This is a genomic window from Pseudarthrobacter sp. lyk4-40-TYG-27, assembly GCF_030209295.1.
In the GTDB taxonomy this organism is placed as follows: domain Bacteria; phylum Actinomycetota; class Actinomycetes; order Actinomycetales; family Micrococcaceae; genus Arthrobacter.
Window position 1 is genome coordinate 272,255 of the sequence record NZ_JARVSH010000001.1, and the last position, 17,969, is coordinate 290,223.

The window sequence follows — 17,969 nt, forward strand, 5'->3', positions numbered from 1 at the left end:
CCTGCCCGGAGCAGGCGAAGGCTCCCGCAGACGAACAGCAGGCCCCGCCGGTACCGGCGGGGCCTGCTGTTTGCCCGGAATCCCGCGCGGCCGCTACCAGATGCTGACGCGGTCAGCGGCGGGCATCCACATGCCATCAGCCTCCGTCACGTCGAATGCCTCATGGAATGCGTCAAGGTTCTTGGCGATCGCGTTGGTGCGGAATTCGTTCGGGGAATGCGGGTCCGTGGCCAGGCGACGGACGGCTTCCTCCTGGCGGATGACCTGGCGCCAGCCCGCGGCCCAGGAGGCGAAGAAGCGCTGTTGCCCGGTGAAGCCGTCCAGGACCTCGGGTTCCTTACCGTCCAGGCTGATCAGGTAAGCCTTGTAGGCGATGGTGAGCCCTGCCAGGTCGCCGATGTTCTCGCCCAGCGTGAGCCTGCCGTTGACGTGGTGGCCGGGTGCCGCGGTGGGGGACAGGGCGTCATACTGCGCCACGAGCCGGGCCGTCAGGGCCTCGAATGCCTGACGGTCCTCGTCCGTCCACCAGTTGCGGAGCGCCCCGCCGCCGTCGAACTGGGAACCCTGGTCATCGAAACCGTGGCCGATCTCGTGCCCGATCACCGCACCAATGCCGCCATAGTTGACGGCGTCGTCGGCGTCCGCCGTGAAGAAGGGCGGCTGCAGGATGGCTGCCGGGAACACAATTTCGTTCATCATCGGGTGGTAGTAGGCGTTGACCGTCTGCGGCGTCATCAGCCACTTGTTGCGGTCCACGGGTTTGCCCACCTCATCCAGGTGCCGGTCCACATCGGCGTTGTGGGCGCGCTCCACGTTGCCCAGCAGGTCATCGGGCTTGATTTCGACGGCTGAGTAGTCGATCCACTCGTCCGGGAAGCCGATCTTGGCACGGAAGGCCGAAAGCTTGCGGAGGGCCTCCGCCTTGGTGTCCTCACCCATCCAGGCGACATCGTTGATGCTCCGGCGGTAGGCCTCGGTCAGGTTTGCCACCAGGGTCTGCATCCGGGCCTTGTGGGTTTCGGGGAAATGCCGTGCAACATAAATCTGGCCCACGGCCTCGCCCAGACCGGATTCGACCACCGCGACCCCCCGCTTCCAACGGTCCTTGTTCCGCGGGGTGCCGCTGAGCGTGGTGCCGTAGAACGCGAAGTTGGCGTCCACGAACGGCGAGGACAAGTAGGGTGCGGCGGCGCTGACGACGCGCATCGCCAGCCATTCCTGCCACGTGGAAAGCGGCACTTCGTCCAGGAGCGCGGTGGCCCCCGAAAAGAAGTCAGGCGTGCTCACCACGATTTCGGCCCGTTTGGCCGGCTCAATCCCGGCTGCCTCAAACCAGGTACCCAAAAGCGGGAAGAGCGCAGCGGCTTCATCTGCCGTTTTCAGGTTGTAGGTCTTCTGCGGATCCCGCAGGGTGACGTTGTCCCAGTGGTGGGCGGCGAGTTTCGTTTCCAGCTGGACCACCCGGTCAGCCGCACCATTCGGATCAGCCACGCCGGCCAGTTCGAACATCTTCCCCACGTGTCCGGTGTATGCCGAGACAATGGGAGCGAACTTCTCTTCGCGGTAGTAGGACTCGTCGGGCAGGCCCAGGCCGCCCTGGCCGGTGTAGAGCAGGACCCGGTCCGGATTACCCGCGTCCGGTGCCGGGTAGATGTAGAAGAGGCCGCCGACGTCGGCGCGGAAGAGCCGGCCTGCCAGCGCCATGAGCTCTTCGACTGACGCCGTGGCGAAGACTTCGGCCAGCCGGGCCCGGATGGGTTCCAGGCCTTTGCCCTCAACAGTTGCCTCGTCCATGAAGCTGTTGTAGAGGTCGCCGATCTTCCGTTCGATGCCCGTGGCATCCGCGCCCTTGGCCGCCGCTTCCTCGATAATGTCCCGGACGGCGATCTCGGACCCGTCACGGAGGGCAGTGAACGTACCTTCCAGGGGCCGGTCGTCGGGAATCTCGGTGGCTTTCAACCAGGCGCCGTTCACATGTTGGTACAGGTCATCCTGCGGCCGGACTGTGTGATCAATGGTGGACAGATCGATCCCCGAAATGGGCACTGAAACTCCTTTTTGCTGCGACGCCGCTGCCGGGCGAACACGGAGGCGTCTGCATGCTGGACTTTACGGACGGTAGTGCCCTTTCATCTTACGCACCCGTGTTACGCTCAAAGTGTGCGTGCAGAGCTCCTTCTCCTTAGCTGCCGCGGCGAGGCCACAGACGCTATCTAGCGCACGGCCCACCCTCGCTGCGGAGTTTGTGTTGCCCGGCCACCCTTTCACTGAAGATCGATAGAAAAGGCCACGAACATCATGCGTAACGCACAAAAGCCCTCCGGAATGCCTGCCCACCGGTACACGCCCTTCCAGGACCTGATCAAGGTTGAACTGCCGGACCGCACCTGGCCGGACAAGATCATCACCAAAGCCCCGCGCTGGTGCGCCGTTGACCTGCGCGACGGCAACCAGGCCCTGATCGATCCCATGAGCCCGGCCCGCAAGATGAAGATGTTCGACCTGCTGGTCCGCATGGGCTACAAGGAAATCGAGGTCGGTTTCCCGTCTGCGTCGCAGACGGACTTCGACTTTGTCCGCCAGCTCATTGAGGGAAACCATATTCCTGACGATGTCACCATCCAGGTCCTGACCCAGGCCCGCGAGCACCTGATCGAGCGGACCTACGAGTCCCTGGTGGGCGCCAAGCAGGCCATCGTGCACCTGTACAACTCCACGTCGGTCCTGCAGCGACGTGTGGTGTTCAACCAGGACGAGGACGGAATCCTGGACATCGCCCTGCAGGGTGCGCGGCTCTGCAAAAAGTACGAGGAAACGCTCGCTGACACGCACGTGACCTACGAGTATTCGCCGGAGTCTTTCACCGGCACGGAACTCGAGTACGCCGTCCGCGTCTGCAACGCCGTCGCCGATGTTTTCGAGGCGTCCGCCGACCGCCAGGTCATCATCAACCTCCCCGCCACGGTGGAAATGGCAACGCCCAACGTCTACGCCGACTCCATCGAGTGGATGAGCCGCCACCTGCACCCGCGCGAGGGAATCATCCTGTCCCTGCACCCGCACAACGACCGCGGCACCGGTGTCGCCGCCGCGGAGCTGGGATACATGGCCGGTGCCGACCGCATCGAAGGCTGCCTCTTCGGCAACGGCGAGCGGACCGGCAACGTGGACCTGGTGACGCTGGGCTTGAACCTGTTCGTCCAGGGGATCGATCCCATGATCGATTTCTCCAATATTGACGACGTCCGCCGGACCGTGGAGTACTGCAACCAGCTGCCCGTCCCGGAGCGGTCCCCCTACGGCGGCGACCTGGTGTTCACCGCGTTCTCCGGCTCCCACCAGGACGCCATCAAGAAGGGTTTCGAAGCCCTGGAGCGCGATGCCGCTGCGGCCGGAAAGGCCGTGGACGACTTCACCTGGCAGGTGCCGTACCTGCCGGTGGATCCCAAGGACCTGGGCCGCAGCTACGAAGCCGTGATCCGGGTCAATTCCCAGTCCGGCAAGGGTGGCGTTGCGTACCTGCTCAAGAACGAGCACAGCCTGGACCTGCCGCGCCGTGCCCAGATCGAGTTCTCCGGCGTCATCCAGCGGCGCACCGACACTGTCGGCGGGGAGGTCAGCGGGGCCCAGCTCTGGCAGATCTTCCAGGACGAGTACCTGCCCTCCGGCCAGGCGGACGGGCAGTGGGGCCGCTACTCGCTGGGTGCCGTCAAGACGGAAACAGATGACGACGGCGGCATGACGCTTCACGCCTCGCTCACCATTGATGGCGCGCAGGTCCGGCGCACCGGTACCGGCAACGGTCCGATCGCCGCGCTGCTGAGCATCCTGCACGACGACGGCGTGGACGTCCGGGTGCTGGACTACAGCGAACATGCCTTGTCCGAAGGCGGCAACGCCATGGCCGCCGCGTACGTCGAGTGCGCAGTGGGGGAGCGGGTCCTGTGGGGTGTCGGCATCGACGCCAATACCAGCATGTCGTCGCTGAAGGCGGTCATTTCGGCCGTCAACCGCGCCATCCGCGACGCCCAGGCCTGACGCCTGCGAGGTTGTGCCGCCGGTTCCGCCGGCGGCACAACCGCGTCCTGGCGACCTACGGCCGGGCAGAATGGGAAGATAGAGCGTGGTCCAACAGTCTTTTGCCTCCCGGGCGTACCGGGACGACGCCGTGGTGCTCCGCACCCACAAGCTGGGCGAGGCGGACCGGATCATCACGCTCCTGACGAAGCACCACGGGCAGGTCCGCGCGGTGGCCAAGGGCGTACGCCGCACCAGCAGCCGGTTCGGTGCCCGGCTTGAACCGTTCATGGTGGCTGACCTGCAACTCGTATCCGGACGCACCCTTGATATCGTCACCCAGGCGGTGGCCAAGGGTGCCTACGGCGGCAGCATCGCAGCGGACTACGGGCGGTACACGGTGGCCGCCGCCATGACCGAGACGGCGGAGAAGCTGACAGACGTCGACGGCGAGGCCGGCACGGCGCAGTACAACCTGCTCGTGGGTGCCCTGGCTGCGTTGAGCCGGGATGAACATGCTGCCGGCCTGATTCTGGACTCCTACCTCCTGCGTGCGTTGTCCACTGGCGGATGGGCGCCGAGCTTCACTGATTGTTCCCGCTGCGGCGCGCCGGGGCCGCATTCGGCGTTTTCGGCGCCCCTTGGCGGCATGGTGTGTGCCCGGTGCCGGCCCCCCGGTTCCCCTGCCCCGGCGCCCGAGACCGTCGGCCTGCTCGCTGCCCTGCTGACCGGTGACTGGACGACGGCGGACGCATCGTTGGCCCAGCACCGCAAGGAAGCGGCGGGCCTGGTGGCGGCGTACCTGCAATGGCATTTGGAACGAGTCCTGAAATCCCTCAAACACGTGGAGCGTACCTGACAGTGGCCCTGGGTAAGAAGAACAATGCAGCCCGCAGGCGGACCCATCCGGTAACGGCACCCTACCCGCATCCTTCAGGCGAGGTGGCGCCCAAGATCCCGGCGGAGTTCATACCCCGCCACGTGGCCATCGTGATGGACGGCAACGGCCGCTGGGCCAACCAGCGGGGCCTTCCCCGGATCGAAGGGCACAAGGCGGGGGAGCCGGCCCTCCTTGACGTCATGGCCGGTGCCATCGAACTCGGGATCGAGTACGTCAGTGTTTACGCATTCTCTACGGAAAACTGGCGCAGGTCTCCGGAAGAAGTCCGCTTCCTGATGGGATTTAACAAGGATGTGCTGCGCAGGCAGCGGAACCAGCTGGACGAGTGGGGCGTGCGGATCCGCTGGGCAGGCCGGCGGCCCCGGCTGTGGGGGTCCGTGATCCGCGAACTGGAGGAAGCCGAGGAGTTCACGGCGGCCAACAGCACCTGTAATTTGACCATGTGTGTTAATTACGGCGGCCGTGCTGAGATCACGGACGCGGTGTCGGCGATAGCCGCGGATGTGGCCGCGGGACGGCTCAAACCGGGTTCCATCACTGAACGGACCATCCAGAAGTACCTCGACGAGCCGGACCTGCCGGACGTGGATCTCTTCCTGCGCAGTTCGGGTGAGCAAAGGCTGTCCAACTTCCTGCTCTGGCAGTCCGCCTACGCCGAGTTCGTCTTCATGGACACGCTCTGGCCGGACGTGGACCGGCGCACCCTGTGGGCCGCCGTCGAAGAATATGCGCGCCGGGACCGCCGCTACGGTGGGGCTGTCGACGCCGCCGCACCGGCCGGGTCAGAAGCGGAACGGCCTCAGCCGTAAGCCCGCAGCCAGCGTGCCAGCCGCGCGTAGGCGTCGGTTCGGACCGCCTCAGGGGACAGGAAGACGTCGTGCAGCGCGCCGTCGATTCGTTCCACGGTCACCGTGGTGCCCAGGGTCAGGGCACGCGCGCCGATGATTGCCACATCCAGGACCGCATCGGTCCGCCGCATGTCCTCCGACCAGAGGAGCCCGTTGGCGCTTCCCGCGGACAGCAGCACCAGGATGGGCACCTGGATCCCCAGTCCCCGTGCCACCCGGGCGTGGCCGGCGAGGACAGCCCTCAGCCAGCCGGCACGCACCGGGAACGCCATGCGTGGGCGGTACCGCTCGTCAAGCGGCCACTCGCCGTCGGCCGCACTGCTGATGGTGCGCCAGTAGTGGCCCCGCTGGGGAAGCCGGAGCACCGCCTGGGGCCGGAACCGGGCCACCGGCCCCACCATGCCTGACGCGGCGCGGCGTACCAGTGCACTCCCGTGCATCTCCAGCCAGGGGCTGTTGAGGATCAGTTGCGACACGGCGCCAGGGTGGCGGCTCGTCCAGAGTGCCGCCACCAGCCCGCCCGTGGAGTGGCCCATCAGTGCCATGGGCCCGGGCCCGCCGGCACGGGCGATGAGCCTGCACGCCTCCTGTATTTCCGCGTCATAGGCGGCCAGATCGCCAACATAGCCGCCCGGGAAATCCGGCCGCAGGCTGCGCCCGTGGTTGTGCATGTCCAGCGCGTAGAAGTCGTACCCGGCCCGCGCCCAAAAATAGGCCAGGTCTGCGTTGAAGAAATAGTCGCTCCACCCGTGAAGGAACAGCACTGACCGTCGCGGGCCATCCGAAGCGGCCACATCGCCGGCCGGCCGGAGCCGGACCAAGGTTGCTGTCCGCTCCACGCCGTCGGCACTGGTCGCCACGAAGGAACAGGACTCGAAGTCCCCGCCCAGGATGTCCCGCTGCCAGTGCATGCCATCATGCTAATCCGGCGCTGCGGGTACGGCCGCCTGCCAGGGCGCTTCTCCGTTTTGGTGTGGGACGCCACGAGACGGGAAACTGGAGGCATGCGCGTTTATCCCACTTTCTTCAAGCTGGCCTTTTCATGGATGGACGCCGAGCGCGCCCACAAAATTGGATTCAAGGGGATCCGGCTCGCGCATGCCACAGGCGCGGGAAGGGTCCTGCAGAAGCTCACGGCTCCCGCGCCGTCACTGCGGACCACCGCGTTTGGCGTGACTTTCCCCTCGCCCTTCGGCCTTGCCGCGGGGTTCGATAAGGAAGGGCTTGGCATCGAAGCCCTCAGCGAGCTTGGATTCGGCCACGTGGAGGTGGGAACCATCACCGGCCAGGCACAGCCCGGCAATGAGAAGCCCCGGCTTTTCCGCCTGGTTCAGGACAGGGCCGTGATCAACCGGATGGGATTCAACAACGACGGCGCCGCAGCCGTCGCGCCCCGGCTCAAGGCCGCGCGCGCAGCGCTTCAGCGCCGGTACCCGGACGTTCGTCCCGTCATCGGTGTGAACATCGGCAAAACGAAGGTGGTGGAGCTGGCCGACGCCGTGGACGACTACCTCGTCAGCGCACGCAGCCTGGCCCCCGCCGCCGACTATCTGGTGGTCAACGTCAGTTCACCCAACACTCCGGGGCTGCGGCTGCTCCAGGACGTGGAAACGCTCCGCCCGCTCCTGGTCGCCGTGGGGCAGGAAGCCGACAGGGCCGCCGGGCGGCACGTACCGCTGCTGGTGAAGATCGCCCCGGACCTGAGCGATGAGGACATCGACGACGTTGCCCGGCTTGCATTGGACCTGAAATTGGACGGCATCATCGCCACCAATACAACAATCGCCCGTACGGGGCTTTCCTCGGCGGCCGGCGATGTGGAAAAGTGCGGAGCCGGCGGACTGTCCGGGGCTCCCCTGAAACAGCGCTCACTGGAGGTCTTGAAGCGGCTCAAAGACGCCACTGATGATGCGCTGGCTTTGGTGTCAGTTGGTGGCGTGGAGTCCGCCCAGGACGTCCAGGACAGGCTCGACGCAGGGGCCACCCTGGTGCAGGGATACACCGCGTTCCTGTACGAAGGACCGTTCTGGGCCGCACGGATCAACAGGCAGCTGGCGAAGCGCCGGCACCGCTGACCCCCAGCGTTAAACGCAGGAACCCCGGTGGGCTGACCACCGGGGTTCCTGCGTTTAAGTGGTCCCGCGCGTCAGGACGGGTACTGGCCGCGGCCAACCTGCGGTTTGGGCAGGCGCAGCTTGCGGAACTGCAGGGAGCGCATGGAGCCGTACCAGACGGTTCCGCGTTCCACCTCACCAAACTTCTGGGCCAGGTTCTTCCGGAGCTTGCGGGAGAGGATGAAAACGTCAACGAAGACGGCCAGGAACATCACCCAGAACGCGCCGAGCACGTAGACCATCATGTCGCTCGAGGCCGGAACCACCAAGGACACCAGGACGAAGAGCAGCGCACCGAACATCAGGTATTCGCCGAGATTGAAGCGCGCATCCACAAAGTCCCGGGCAAAACGCTTTTGCGGCCCCTTGTCCCGCAGCGGGAGGAACCTCTCATCTCCGGTGTCCAGCGCGCGGCGCATCTTCAAGCGCTGGTCCTGGACAGCCTGGCGTTCGGCGGCCTTGGACGCCTTGCGGTCCTCCGGCACCAGCGGACGCTTACGGGCAGCTTCCTGGGCCTTCCGGGTGGGGGTCGGGGCACCCTTGCCCACCGCGCTGTTCTGCCGGGCTGCCGCTTCCGCTGCCTGCTGGTCTACTGTTTCCTGCGCCGAGGGCGCTTCTTTTCTACGTCCGAACACCTGACAAGAATACCTTGCGGGAACACGCCCGCCGCCTGTCCGCCCGGCTGCAGGCGGCCTGCGGCCCAATGTGACGGGGGTAATGTTTTGGCCATGACTTCATCACCTGCGGCGAGCCCGCACACCACTGCAGATACATCAGGACAGGGCGCTGCCGGCTGGACGGACGATCTCCGTTCGGCGGTGGACCGGTCCTTCGACCAGACCCTCGCCCGGCTCAAGGATCTGGTGGCCATTCCAGGCATTGCCTGGCCCAGTTTCGACCGCACCCCGCTCGAACGCAGCGCGGACGCCGTCGCCGCCCTGGTCCGTGAAGCAGGATTGCCCGAGGTACAGGTCCTGACTGTTAACAAGGAGGACGGCACCCCCGGCGGCCCCGCCGTGGTCGCCCGCCGCCCTGCGGCGGAAGGGAAGCCGACCATCCTGCTCTACGCCCACCACGACGTCCAGCCTGTGGGTGACGAAGCCCTGTGGGAGACCGCGCCATTCACCGCCGTCGAAAAGGACGGCCGGCTGTACGGGCGCGGTGCCGCCGACGACAAAGCCGGCATCATGGCGCACATTGCCGCCTATGCTGCCGTCTCCGAGGTCTTTTCCGACTCCCTTGGACTCGGCGTGACCTTCTTCATCGAAGGCGAGGAGGAAGCCGGCTCGCCAACGTTCCGTTCCTTCCTGGAGACCAACCGCGAACTGCTGCGTGCGGACGTCATCGTTGTTGCGGATTCCAGCAACTGGAAAGTCGGGATACCGGCGTTGACCACCAGCCTCCGCGGACTGGTCGACGGCGTCATCGAGGTCCAGGTCCTCGAACATGCCGTGCATTCGGGCATGTTCGGCGGCCCCGTCCTCGACGCACCGACCCTGCTGTCCCGCCTGATCGCCACCCTTCACGACGACGACGGGAACGTCGCCATCGAGGGGCTGGTCGCCACCGACACAGCGTCCGTCGAGATGCCCGTGGCCGACTACCGCGCCGATGCGTCGGTCCTGGACGGAGTGCGCCTCGCCGGCACCGGAAGCATCGCCTCACGGCTGTGGACCAAACCCGCGTTGTCAATCATCGGGTTCGACGCGCCCGGCGTCGATGTTGCCTCGAACACCCTGATTCCGCGGGCACGGGCCAAGTTCAGCCTCCGGCTGGCGCCGGGGCAGGCGCCGGCGGAGGCCATGGAAGCGGTGCGCCGCCACGTGGAAGCGAACGCCCCCTTCGGCGCGAAGGTGGTCTTCACGCCGGGGGAGGCCGGGAATCCATTCCGCACCGACACCTCTTCGGCCGCCGCTTCGCTGGCCATGTGGGCCCTGGGCGAGGCCTGGGGAGTTCCCGCCGTCGAAACCGGGATAGGCGGTTCCATCCCGTTCATCGCCGACCTGACGGAGGTCTACCCCGACGTGCAGATCCTGGTGACGGGTGTGGAGGACCCTGATTCCCGCGCCCACAGCGCCAACGAATCCCTGCACATCGGGGACTTCCGCAACGCCGTCCTGGCTGAAGCCTTGATGCTGGCCCGGCTCAACAGCGAAGGCCTCGCCTAGGCGGCGCTCCCAGGGAACAACCGGCAGGTTTTGACGGTTACGTCAGGAGTTAGAGCTACAGGACTGCCGCGCGTAGCATGTAGCTATAGCCCATACCGTATCCGTAGGGGCAGGCGCCGTCAGGCGGCGCCGCCAGACCGTCCTAAGAAGGTAGGCCAATGAGCACCGCAACCAACGAAAACAGCACCGCGACCACCGCTGCGGCCAGTGAAGAACTGCCCGTTCACGAGGTTGACCTGACCGACGTCGCTGCAGGCAAGGTACGCAGCCTCCTCGAGCAGGAAGGCCGCACGGACCTGCGGCTCCGCGTGGCTGTGCAGCCCGGCGGCTGCTCGGGGCTGATCTACCAGCTCTACTTCGACGAGCGGCTCCTCGACGGCGACGCCGTCCGTGACTTCGACGGAGTTGAGGTCGTCGTGGACAAGATGAGCGTTCCGTACCTCAGCGGGGCCAGCATCGACTTCGAGGACACCATCTCGAAGCAGGGCTTCACCATCGACAACCCGAACGCCGGAGGCTCCTGCGCCTGCGGTGATTCGTTCCACTAACCCGGTTATTTCGCCCGATGTCCGCGCCGAGCTTCCCGCCGTCCAAAACGGCACGGAGGCTCGGCGCTGACATGTGGGCGAAACGCCCGGCAGAGCGGTAAGCTCTACACCGAGTAGTAAAACTTTTAGTGTGCCCGGAGCGCCCATGGCAGCCCGGACAACAGCAACAAGTAGGAAGGGCCGTCTGTGAGTTCGCAGAACCGAACCGGCAGCCGACGCAAAACGATCACAACGATCTCAAGCTTGGCTATTGCCGGCGCGTTGGTTTTGACCGGATGTTCGCCAGAGGTAGAGAAAGGGTGGATGCCCACTGAACGTGGCACCACCAGCAACACCGACCGCATCATGGACCTCTGGGTCAACTCATGGATTGCTGCGCTCGTGGTGGGCACCATTACCTGGGGCCTGATCATCTGGTGCCTGGTGGCCTACCGCCGCCGCAAGGGAACCGTGGGCTTCCCGCGGCAGACCAGCTTCAACCTTCCCCTCGAGGTCTTCTACCTCACTATCCCGATCTTCATGGTCCTGGTGTTCTTCTACTTCACCGACCGTGACCAGCAGGCGATCGATGACCGTTCGCAGCCTGCCGACGTCGTCGTCGACGTCCGCGGCAAGCAGTGGGCGTGGGACTTCAACTACAAGTCCGGCGACGTCATCCAGGAAGACCTCCACGAGGCCGGTGTCCAGGCCCACCTGACCGGCAGCAACATCGACATGGAACAGCTTCCGACGCTGTACCTGCCGGTCAACAAGTCCGTTGACCTCGAACTCAATTCCCGCGATGTCATCCACTCGTTCTGGGTTCCCGCCTTCCTGCAGAAGCGCGACATGATCCCCGGCAAGACCAACTACATCCGGTTCACCCCCACTAAAGAGGGCACCTACGACGGCAAGTGTGCCGAACTCTGCGGCGAGTACCACTCCGAAATGCTGTTCCGCGTCAAGGTGGTGTCGGAAACCGAATTCCAGGCACACATGGACCAGCTCAAGGCTGAAGGCAACACCGGCCTGCTTGGTGCTGAGTACGACCGCAACCCGAACCTGAACGAAACCAAGTAAGGGGAGCGACGTGGCTACGTACACCCAATCCGCACCCGCGGGAGCCCTGTCGGCGCCCGTGGTACCAAAATCCAAGGGACGCATCGTCGTCAACTGGATCACCTCCACAGACCACAAAACCATCGGGTACATGTACCTGATCGCATCGTTTGTGTTCTTCTGCCTCGGCGGCGTGATGGCCCTGCTGATCCGCGCCGAGCTCTTCGAACCCGGCATGCAGATTCTGCAGACCAAGGAACAGTACAACCAGCTGTTCACCATGCACGGCACGGTCATGCTCCTGATGTTCGCCACCCCGCTCTTTGCCGGATTCGCCAACGTGATCATGCCGCTGCAGATCGGCGCCCCCGACGTCGCGTTCCCGCGCCTTAACGCCCTCGCGTTCTGGTTCTTCCTCTTCGGCTCCACCATCGCGGTGTCGGGCTTCATCACCCCCCAGGGTGCTGCGTCCTTCGGCTGGTTCGCCTACGCGCCGCTCTCGGACACCACGTTTACCCCTGGCATCGGCGGTGACCTGTGGGTATTCGGCCTGGCACTGTCCGGCTTCGGCACCATCCTCGGCGCGGTCAACTTCATCACCACCATCATCTGCATGCGCGCCCCGGGCATGACCATGTGGCGGATGCCCATCTTCACCTGGAACACCCTGATCACGGCGATCCTGGTGCTCATGGCATTCCCGCCGCTGGCCGCAGCCCTCTTCGCCCTCGGCGCGGACCGGAAGTTCGGTGCGCACATCTTCGATCCCGCGAACGGCGGTGCAGTCCTCTGGCAGCACCTGTTCTGGTTCTTCGGGCACCCCGAGGTATACATCATTGCGCTGCCCTTCTTCGGTATCGTCTCTGAGATCTTCCCTGTGTTCAGCCGCAAGCCGATCTTCGGTTACAAGGGCCTGGTTTACGCAACCATCGCCATTGCTGCCCTCTCCGTGACCGTCTGGGCCCACCACATGTACGTCACCGGCGCAGTCCTGCTGCCGTTCTTCTCGTTCATGACCATGCTCATCGCGGTGCCCACCGGCGTGAAGTTCTTCAACTGGATCGGTACCATGTGGCGGGGGTCGCTGACTTTCGAGACCCCCATGCTGTGGAGCATCGGCTTCCTCATCACGTTCCTCTTCGGTGGCCTGACAGGCATCATCCTGGCTTCCCCGCCGCTGGACTTCCACGTATCGGACTCCTACTTCGTGGTTGCGCACTTCCACTACGTGGTGTTCGGCACTGTCGTGTTCGCCATGTTCGCCGGGTTCTACTTCTGGTGGCCCAAGTGGACCGGCAAGATGCTCAACGAACGCCTGGGCAAGATCCACTTCTGGCTGCTGTTCCTGGGCTTCCACGGCACCTTCCTGATCCAGCACTGGCTCGGCGTCATGGGCATGCCCCGCCGCTACGCCGACTACCTGCCTGAGGACAACTTCACCTGGATGAACCAGTTCTCCACGGTGGCATCCTTCGTGCTCGGCGCTTCCCTGATTCCGTTCTTCTGGAACGTCTACATCACGTGGCGGAATGCCGAAAAGGTCCAGGTGGATGATCCTTGGGGCTTCGGAGCGTCGCTGGAGTGGGCCACGTCCTGCCCGCCGCCGCGCCACAACTTCACGTCCCTGCCCCGGATCCGCTCAGAGCGTCCTGCGCTGGACCTCCACCACCCGGAACTCCGACAGGTACACACCGTCGATTCGCCTGCCCCCGCAGCCGCAGTGCTCGGCAACGCTGACCAGAAGGACACCGCACAGTGAAAATTGAATCCTGGATCTTTGGCTCTGGAGTCTTCTTCTTCGTCCCCGTCGCCCTGGTCTACGGCTTCCTGACCAACTGGAGCGAATGGGTCGGCATCCTGGGCATTCTCCTCGTCGGCGGCCTGGCAGGCATGATCGGCGCCTACCTCGGATTCACCGGTAAGCGGGTTGGGCTGCGGCCTGAAGACCGCAGCGATGCCGAGATCCACGAGGGTGCCGGCGAGCAGGGACACTTCAGCCCCTGGAGCTGGTGGCCCCTGGTTCTCGGGATTGCGTGCGCCACCGGTTTCCTCGGTATGGCAGTCGGTTTCTGGATCGTCTTCATCGCCGGCGGCATTGCCGTCGTCGCCCTCGTCGGCTGGGTCTACGAATACAGCCGCGGTGACCACGCGCACTAGGCCTCCGCAGTAATAACGACGTCGGGCCCCACCTTTCGGTGGGGCCCGACGTTTTTGCATTTCCTAGACGCCCTGGGTGGCCCCCTGGGACTCCAGGAGCCTGCAGAGGTCCCTGAGTGCTTCCAGCGCCCGCCCGTGGTCCTGAGCGCCGTCCAAGGCGTCGTCGCTGACCACCAGTTCCACTTCGCAGCCCTGCCGGAAGTCGGCCGCCATCACCTGGAGCAGGGAACGTGCGTCCACAAGGCCGCCACCGTCCTTTCGAATGGCCAGGGGAAACCCTGTGTCGGTAACGGCACGGACGAACACGGCTGCAGAGCGTGCGTGCAGGCCCTCAGGTGCTGTCACTACGGCCTTCAGTGTTGGCAAAGGGGACTCCTTCGTCACGACGGCCCCATCCGTCGGCGGTCAAATTTTCCTGACTAAATATAGCGGGCGGGCAACCCGCGGCACTAAAAAGGACAGCGGTCACCCACTGGTCTAGACCGTCCTAAAATGAGGGAAGACAACCACGGCAGGAAGAGGGACCATGGCAGCTGGCGCCACCGCTATCACCGGCGAAATTGACCGCACCAGCGGCACCGCGATCTATGTGCAACTCCGCGAGATCCTGAGGGCGTACATAGCCGAATCCTGCCTTCCGGGTTCAGCGCTTCCATCTGAGCGTGACCTTGCCGAACGATTCGGACTTGCCCGGATGACCGTCCGGCAAGCCATCGATGCCTTGGTGGGGGAGGAGGTCATCGAACGTGTAGTCGGGCTGGGAACGTTCGTCCGGCGGCCGAAACTCGACCTTCAGGTTAAGCTGACGTCCTACAGCGAGGAGATGCAGCGCCGCGGCATGGTTCCCGCGGCAAGAGTCCTCAGTTTCGAGCAGATAGGAGCCAGTGCCTTCCTGGCCCGCGAACTCCAGCTCGACGAGGGAACACCGGTGGTACGGTTCCGCCGGCTCCTGCTGGCGGACGGGGAGCCGATGAGTGTCGACGAGAACTTTATTCCTGCCCACCGCGTCCCTGGCCTGCTTGACCACGAACCTCCCACGTCGTTGTACAACGTCCTCAGCGAACAATTCGGCCTGGTGATGGAGTGGGGCGAGGACATGATCGAGGCGACGGCTGCATCGCCCTCCACGGCGCGGTTGCTGAACGTGGAGGTGGGGGCGCCATTGTTGAAGATCCAACGGCATGCGTTTGTGGCGCGCGCCATGGTCGACTATTCCGTTTCGTACTACCGCGCCGACCGGTACAAGCTGTGGGTTCCGTTGCAGCGGCCTGGTGCCCGCAGGACGCGCAACCACTGAAACAGCCCGGGGGAGTACTGCCGGCGGTGTTCAGGGTACAGGAGCCCGGAAGACAAAACGAAGGGCCCGATCCGGCATGGATCGGGCCCTTCGTTGCAGCTGGAGTTTCCTAGTGCGTCAGGCTCTTGGTGCCCTCTGCAGCTTCGACAGCCTCGTGGCCGTGGCCGTGTGCTGCTTCCAGCTCCGCGGGTGTTGCCGGAGCAACGCGGTCCTCGAAGAACCAGCGGGAGAGCAGCGCGCGCCGCTTTTCCTTCCGGGTGACCACGCCGTGCTCGTTCGGCACAGCCGGCTGTACCTGGGGTGATTCGAAACCAACCAGCTTGTACCGCTTGTATTCATCCAGGGGCGCGTGCACCTCGATGAACTCACCGTGCGGAAGCCGAACAATCCGGCCGGTCTCGCGGCCATGAAGGGCGATTTCGCGGTCCTTGCGCTGCAGGGCCAAAGCCACGCGCTTGGTGACGATGAACGCGATGATCGGGCCGACGAAGAACAGTGCACGCAGCCAGTAGGTGACATCGTTCAGGGAGACACCGAAGTGGGTTGCGATGAGGTCCGAACCTGCGGCCGCCCACATGACGCAGTACCAGACGAAGCCGGCCATGCCGATGGCGGTACGGGTCGGAGCATTCCTCGGACGGTCGAGGACGTGGTGCTCACGGTCGTCCTTGGTCACCCAGCGCTCGATCCACGGGTAGGTGAACATCACGGTGAAGAGGATCCCGGCCGGTACCAGTGCAGGCAGGAGGACGTTGAACGTGAACACGTGACCAAAAAAGATCTGCTCGACGTGCCAGTTGCCAAGCGTCCCGGGCATGAGCCGGAGGGCGCCGTCGACGAACCCGATGTACCAGTCAGGCTGGGTGCCTGCGGAAACCGGGGAGGGATCGTAAGGTCCGTAGTTCCAGATGGGGTTGATGGTGAAGAACGCGGCCATCAAAGCGATCACGCCGAAGACGATGAAGAAGAATCCACCGGCCTTCGCGGCGTACACGGGTCCGAGGGGATAGCCGACGACGTTGTTGTCGTTCCGGCCGGGACCGGGGTACTGGGTGTGCTTGTGGACCACGACCATGAAGAGGTGCATAACGATCATCAGCAGGATGAGTGCCGGCACCAACAGGATGTGCAGCATGTACAGGCGGCTGATGATGGCCGTGCCCGGGAATTCTCCGCCGAAGAGGAAGAACGAGATGTACGTGCCGATGACCGGAATCGACTTGATCACGCCGTCGATGATGCGCAGGCCGTTGCCGGAGAGCAGGTCGTCGGGAAGCGAGTAGCCGGTGAAGCCGGCGGCCATGGCCAGGATCAGCAGGACACAGCCGACAACCCAGTTCATCTCACGCGGGCGGCGGAACGCGCCGGTAAAGAAGACCCGGAGCATGTGCACGGCCACCGACGCCACGAACAGCAGTGCTGCCCAGTGGTGGACCTGGCGCATGAAGAGTCCGCCACGCACGTCGAACGAGATGTTCAGTGACGAGCTGTACGCCACCGACATTTCCACGCCCTTAAGGGGGACGTAGGACCCGTCGTAGTGGGTCTCCGCCATGGACGGATCGAAGAAGAACGTCAGGAAGGTTCCGGACAGCAGCAGGATGACAAAGGAGTACAGCGCCACTTCGCCGAACATGAATGACCAGTGATCGGGGAAGACCTTGCGGCCGAACTCGCGGAGGATCCCCGAACCGCCGACACGCGAGTCGACGAAGTCGGTGATCCGGCCTGTCTTGGTTTTGGCGACGAAAGCCGGCTCAGCTGTTGATGCTGCGCTCATGCGAATCACGCTCCCAGTAACTTGGTCCTACGGGTTCATGGAAGTCGCTGGTAGCGACGAGGTAGCCCTCGTCATCAACTGCGATCGGCAGCTGGGGGAGAGGACGGCTGGCGGGGCCGAAGATCACCTTGCACTCTTGCGTGAGGTCGAAGGTGGACTGGTGGCACGGGCACAGCAGGTGGTGCGTCTGCTGCTCGTAGAGAGCAACGGGGCAGCCAACGTGGGTGCAGATCTTCGAGTAGGCAACGATGCCGTTGTAACCCCACTCTTCGCGGCCCTTGGACGGGTTCAGCGAGGCGGGATCCAGGCGCATGAGCAAGACAACGGACTTTGCCTTCTCGTTGAGCTTGCCTTCCTCGAGTTCGTTGAGTCCCTCGGGGATGACGTGGAACGCCGAGCCGATGGTGACATCCGAAGCCTTGATGGGGGTTCCGTCAGGGTCGCGGGTCAGGCGCTTGCGCTTGCCGTCCTGCGGAGCCCACATGGTATGTGCAAGCTTGTCGTCAGGGCGGGGTCCGAGGTCGCCGAAGATCGCGATTGCAGGAAGCGGAGCCAGGGCCACCGCACCCAGGAGGGTGTTACGGATCAGCGGGCGGCGCTTGATGCCGGTCTCTTCCACGATGTCGTCGACGATGCGGACCGCAGCCTGGCGGTCTTCCTCGTAACGGATCGCGTGACGCTCTTCGGAGACTTCGTGATCGGGCATCAGGGCTTTGGCCCAGTGCACGATGCCGGTTCCGATACCCAACATGGCAAAGGCAGTGCCAATGCCCAGCAGGGCGTTCTGGAGCCGGATGGTGGCGATGCTGGAGTCGTCACCCAGATCGATGGCGAAGTACGCCACCAGGAAGATCAGGGTGCCAACAACAGAAATGCCAAACAGTAAGGCGACCTGCCGTTCTGCCCGCTTTGCGGCTCTCGGGTCCGTGTCAGCCAGGCGCAAACGATGCGGGGGAATCCCAGGATCCTGGAACTTCTCCACCTCATTCTGACCAGCCGTAGCTACGGTGCCCGAGTGGTTCGGACTGCCGTCACTATGGTTGCCCATAATTCGCCTCATCCTTCTCTCGTCCCGGCAGTTGCCGGGTTAGTTTCTAATTT

The 17,969-nt window shown here is 64.5% G+C and carries 16 protein-coding genes; 10 read left to right on the plus strand and 6 right to left on the minus strand.

What is annotated here, in order from left to right:
• Positions 1–93: 93 nt before the first annotated feature.
• Entirely contained in the window at positions 94–2,046 is a 1,953-nt protein-coding gene (locus QRM96_RS01295; protein ID WP_285318054.1) for a M13 family metallopeptidase, read from the minus strand.
• 252 nt (positions 2,047–2,298) lie between these two features.
• Between QRM96_RS01295 and leuA the strand changes: the two genes are divergently transcribed.
• The 3 genes from leuA (at position 2,299) to QRM96_RS01310 (ending at position 5,727) form a co-directional block, all read left to right on the plus strand.
• Positions 2,299–4,038, plus strand: a complete 1,740-nt coding sequence (gene leuA, locus QRM96_RS01300; RefSeq protein WP_285318055.1) for a 2-isopropylmalate synthase — start codon at positions 2,299–2,301, stop codon at positions 4,036–4,038.
• 85 nt (positions 4,039–4,123) lie between these two features.
• Positions 4,124–4,876, plus strand: coding sequence for a DNA repair protein RecO (gene recO / locus QRM96_RS01305; RefSeq protein ID WP_018761383.1), 753 nt, complete (start codon positions 4,124–4,126; stop codon positions 4,874–4,876).
• A 2-nt stretch (positions 4,877–4,878) separates the two neighbouring features.
• Complete coding sequence (locus QRM96_RS01310; RefSeq protein ID WP_018761382.1) at positions 4,879–5,727, plus strand: isoprenyl transferase; 849 nt, start codon at positions 4,879–4,881, stop codon at positions 5,725–5,727.
• Here QRM96_RS01310 and QRM96_RS01315 read toward each other — a convergent pair.
• Positions 5,718–6,677: an alpha/beta hydrolase gene (locus tag QRM96_RS01315; RefSeq protein ID WP_109044570.1), complete on the minus strand. Its 960-nt coding sequence runs from the start codon at positions 6,675–6,677 to the stop codon at positions 5,718–5,720. The two genes, QRM96_RS01310 and QRM96_RS01315, sit on opposite strands and share 10 nt — an antisense overlap.
• Positions 6,678–6,770: 93 nt before the next feature.
• On the opposite strand from QRM96_RS01315, the gene QRM96_RS01320 reads away from it, so the two are divergent.
• Entirely contained in the window at positions 6,771–7,841 is a 1,071-nt protein-coding gene (locus tag QRM96_RS01320) for a quinone-dependent dihydroorotate dehydrogenase (protein WP_285318058.1), read from the plus strand.
• A gap of 71 nt (positions 7,842–7,912) precedes the next feature.
• On the opposite strand, the gene QRM96_RS01325 is transcribed toward QRM96_RS01320, so the two are convergent.
• A complete protein-coding gene (locus tag QRM96_RS01325; RefSeq protein ID WP_018761379.1) occupies positions 7,913–8,515 on the minus strand; it encodes a DUF3043 domain-containing protein in 603 nt (200 codons plus the stop codon).
• Between the two features lie 93 nt (positions 8,516–8,608).
• On the opposite strand from QRM96_RS01325, the gene QRM96_RS01330 reads away from it, so the two are divergent.
• The 5 genes from QRM96_RS01330 to QRM96_RS01350 all read left to right on the plus strand — a co-directional run bounded on the left by QRM96_RS01330 (position 8,609) and on the right by QRM96_RS01350 (position 13,791).
• Positions 8,609–10,048, plus strand: coding sequence for a dipeptidase (locus QRM96_RS01330; protein ID WP_285318059.1), 1,440 nt, complete (start codon positions 8,609–8,611; stop codon positions 10,046–10,048).
• A gap of 158 nt (positions 10,049–10,206) precedes the next feature.
• Positions 10,207–10,596 carry a HesB/IscA family protein gene (locus QRM96_RS01335; RefSeq protein ID WP_133831571.1) on the plus strand — a complete coding sequence of 130 codons (390 nt, stop codon included), beginning with the start codon at positions 10,207–10,209 and terminating at the stop codon, positions 10,594–10,596.
• 186 nt (positions 10,597–10,782) lie between these two features.
• On the plus strand, positions 10,783–11,655 hold the full coding sequence (gene ctaC / locus QRM96_RS01340; protein WP_285318061.1) for an aa3-type cytochrome oxidase subunit II: 873 nt from the start codon (positions 10,783–10,785) through the stop codon (positions 11,653–11,655).
• A 10-nt stretch (positions 11,656–11,665) separates the two neighbouring features.
• A complete protein-coding gene (ctaD, locus tag QRM96_RS01345) occupies positions 11,666–13,393 on the plus strand; it encodes an aa3-type cytochrome oxidase subunit I (RefSeq protein ID WP_018761375.1) in 1,728 nt (575 codons plus the stop codon).
• Positions 13,390–13,791: a cytochrome c oxidase subunit 4 gene (locus tag QRM96_RS01350; RefSeq protein WP_018761374.1), complete on the plus strand. Its 402-nt coding sequence runs from the start codon at positions 13,390–13,392 to the stop codon at positions 13,789–13,791. The genes ctaD and QRM96_RS01350 overlap by 4 nt, the downstream gene beginning before the upstream one ends.
• A gap of 63 nt (positions 13,792–13,854) precedes the next feature.
• Here QRM96_RS01350 and QRM96_RS01355 read toward each other — a convergent pair whose 3' ends face one another.
• Entirely contained in the window at positions 13,855–14,157 is a 303-nt protein-coding gene (locus QRM96_RS01355; RefSeq protein ID WP_285318063.1) for an HPr family phosphocarrier protein, read from the minus strand.
• Positions 14,158–14,317: 160 nt separating this feature from the next.
• Here QRM96_RS01355 and QRM96_RS01360 point away from each other — a divergent pair, with 160 nt between their 5' ends.
• Positions 14,318–15,088: a GntR family transcriptional regulator gene (locus QRM96_RS01360; protein ID WP_285318064.1), complete on the plus strand. Its 771-nt coding sequence runs from the start codon at positions 14,318–14,320 to the stop codon at positions 15,086–15,088.
• A gap of 109 nt (positions 15,089–15,197) precedes the next feature.
• Here the strand turns inward: QRM96_RS01360 and qcrB are convergent, their stop codons facing one another.
• The gene (qcrB, locus tag QRM96_RS01365; RefSeq protein ID WP_018761371.1) at positions 15,198–16,868 is read right to left on the minus strand and encodes a cytochrome bc1 complex cytochrome b subunit; all 1,671 of its coding nucleotides are present in this window, start codon (positions 16,866–16,868) and stop codon (positions 15,198–15,200) included.
• On the minus strand, positions 16,846–17,916 hold the full coding sequence (gene qcrA, locus QRM96_RS01370) for a cytochrome bc1 complex Rieske iron-sulfur subunit (protein WP_026264469.1): 1,071 nt from the start codon (positions 17,914–17,916) through the stop codon (positions 16,846–16,848). Before qcrA ends, qcrB begins: the two co-directional genes overlap by 23 nt.
• Positions 17,917–17,969: the final 53 nt, after the last annotated feature.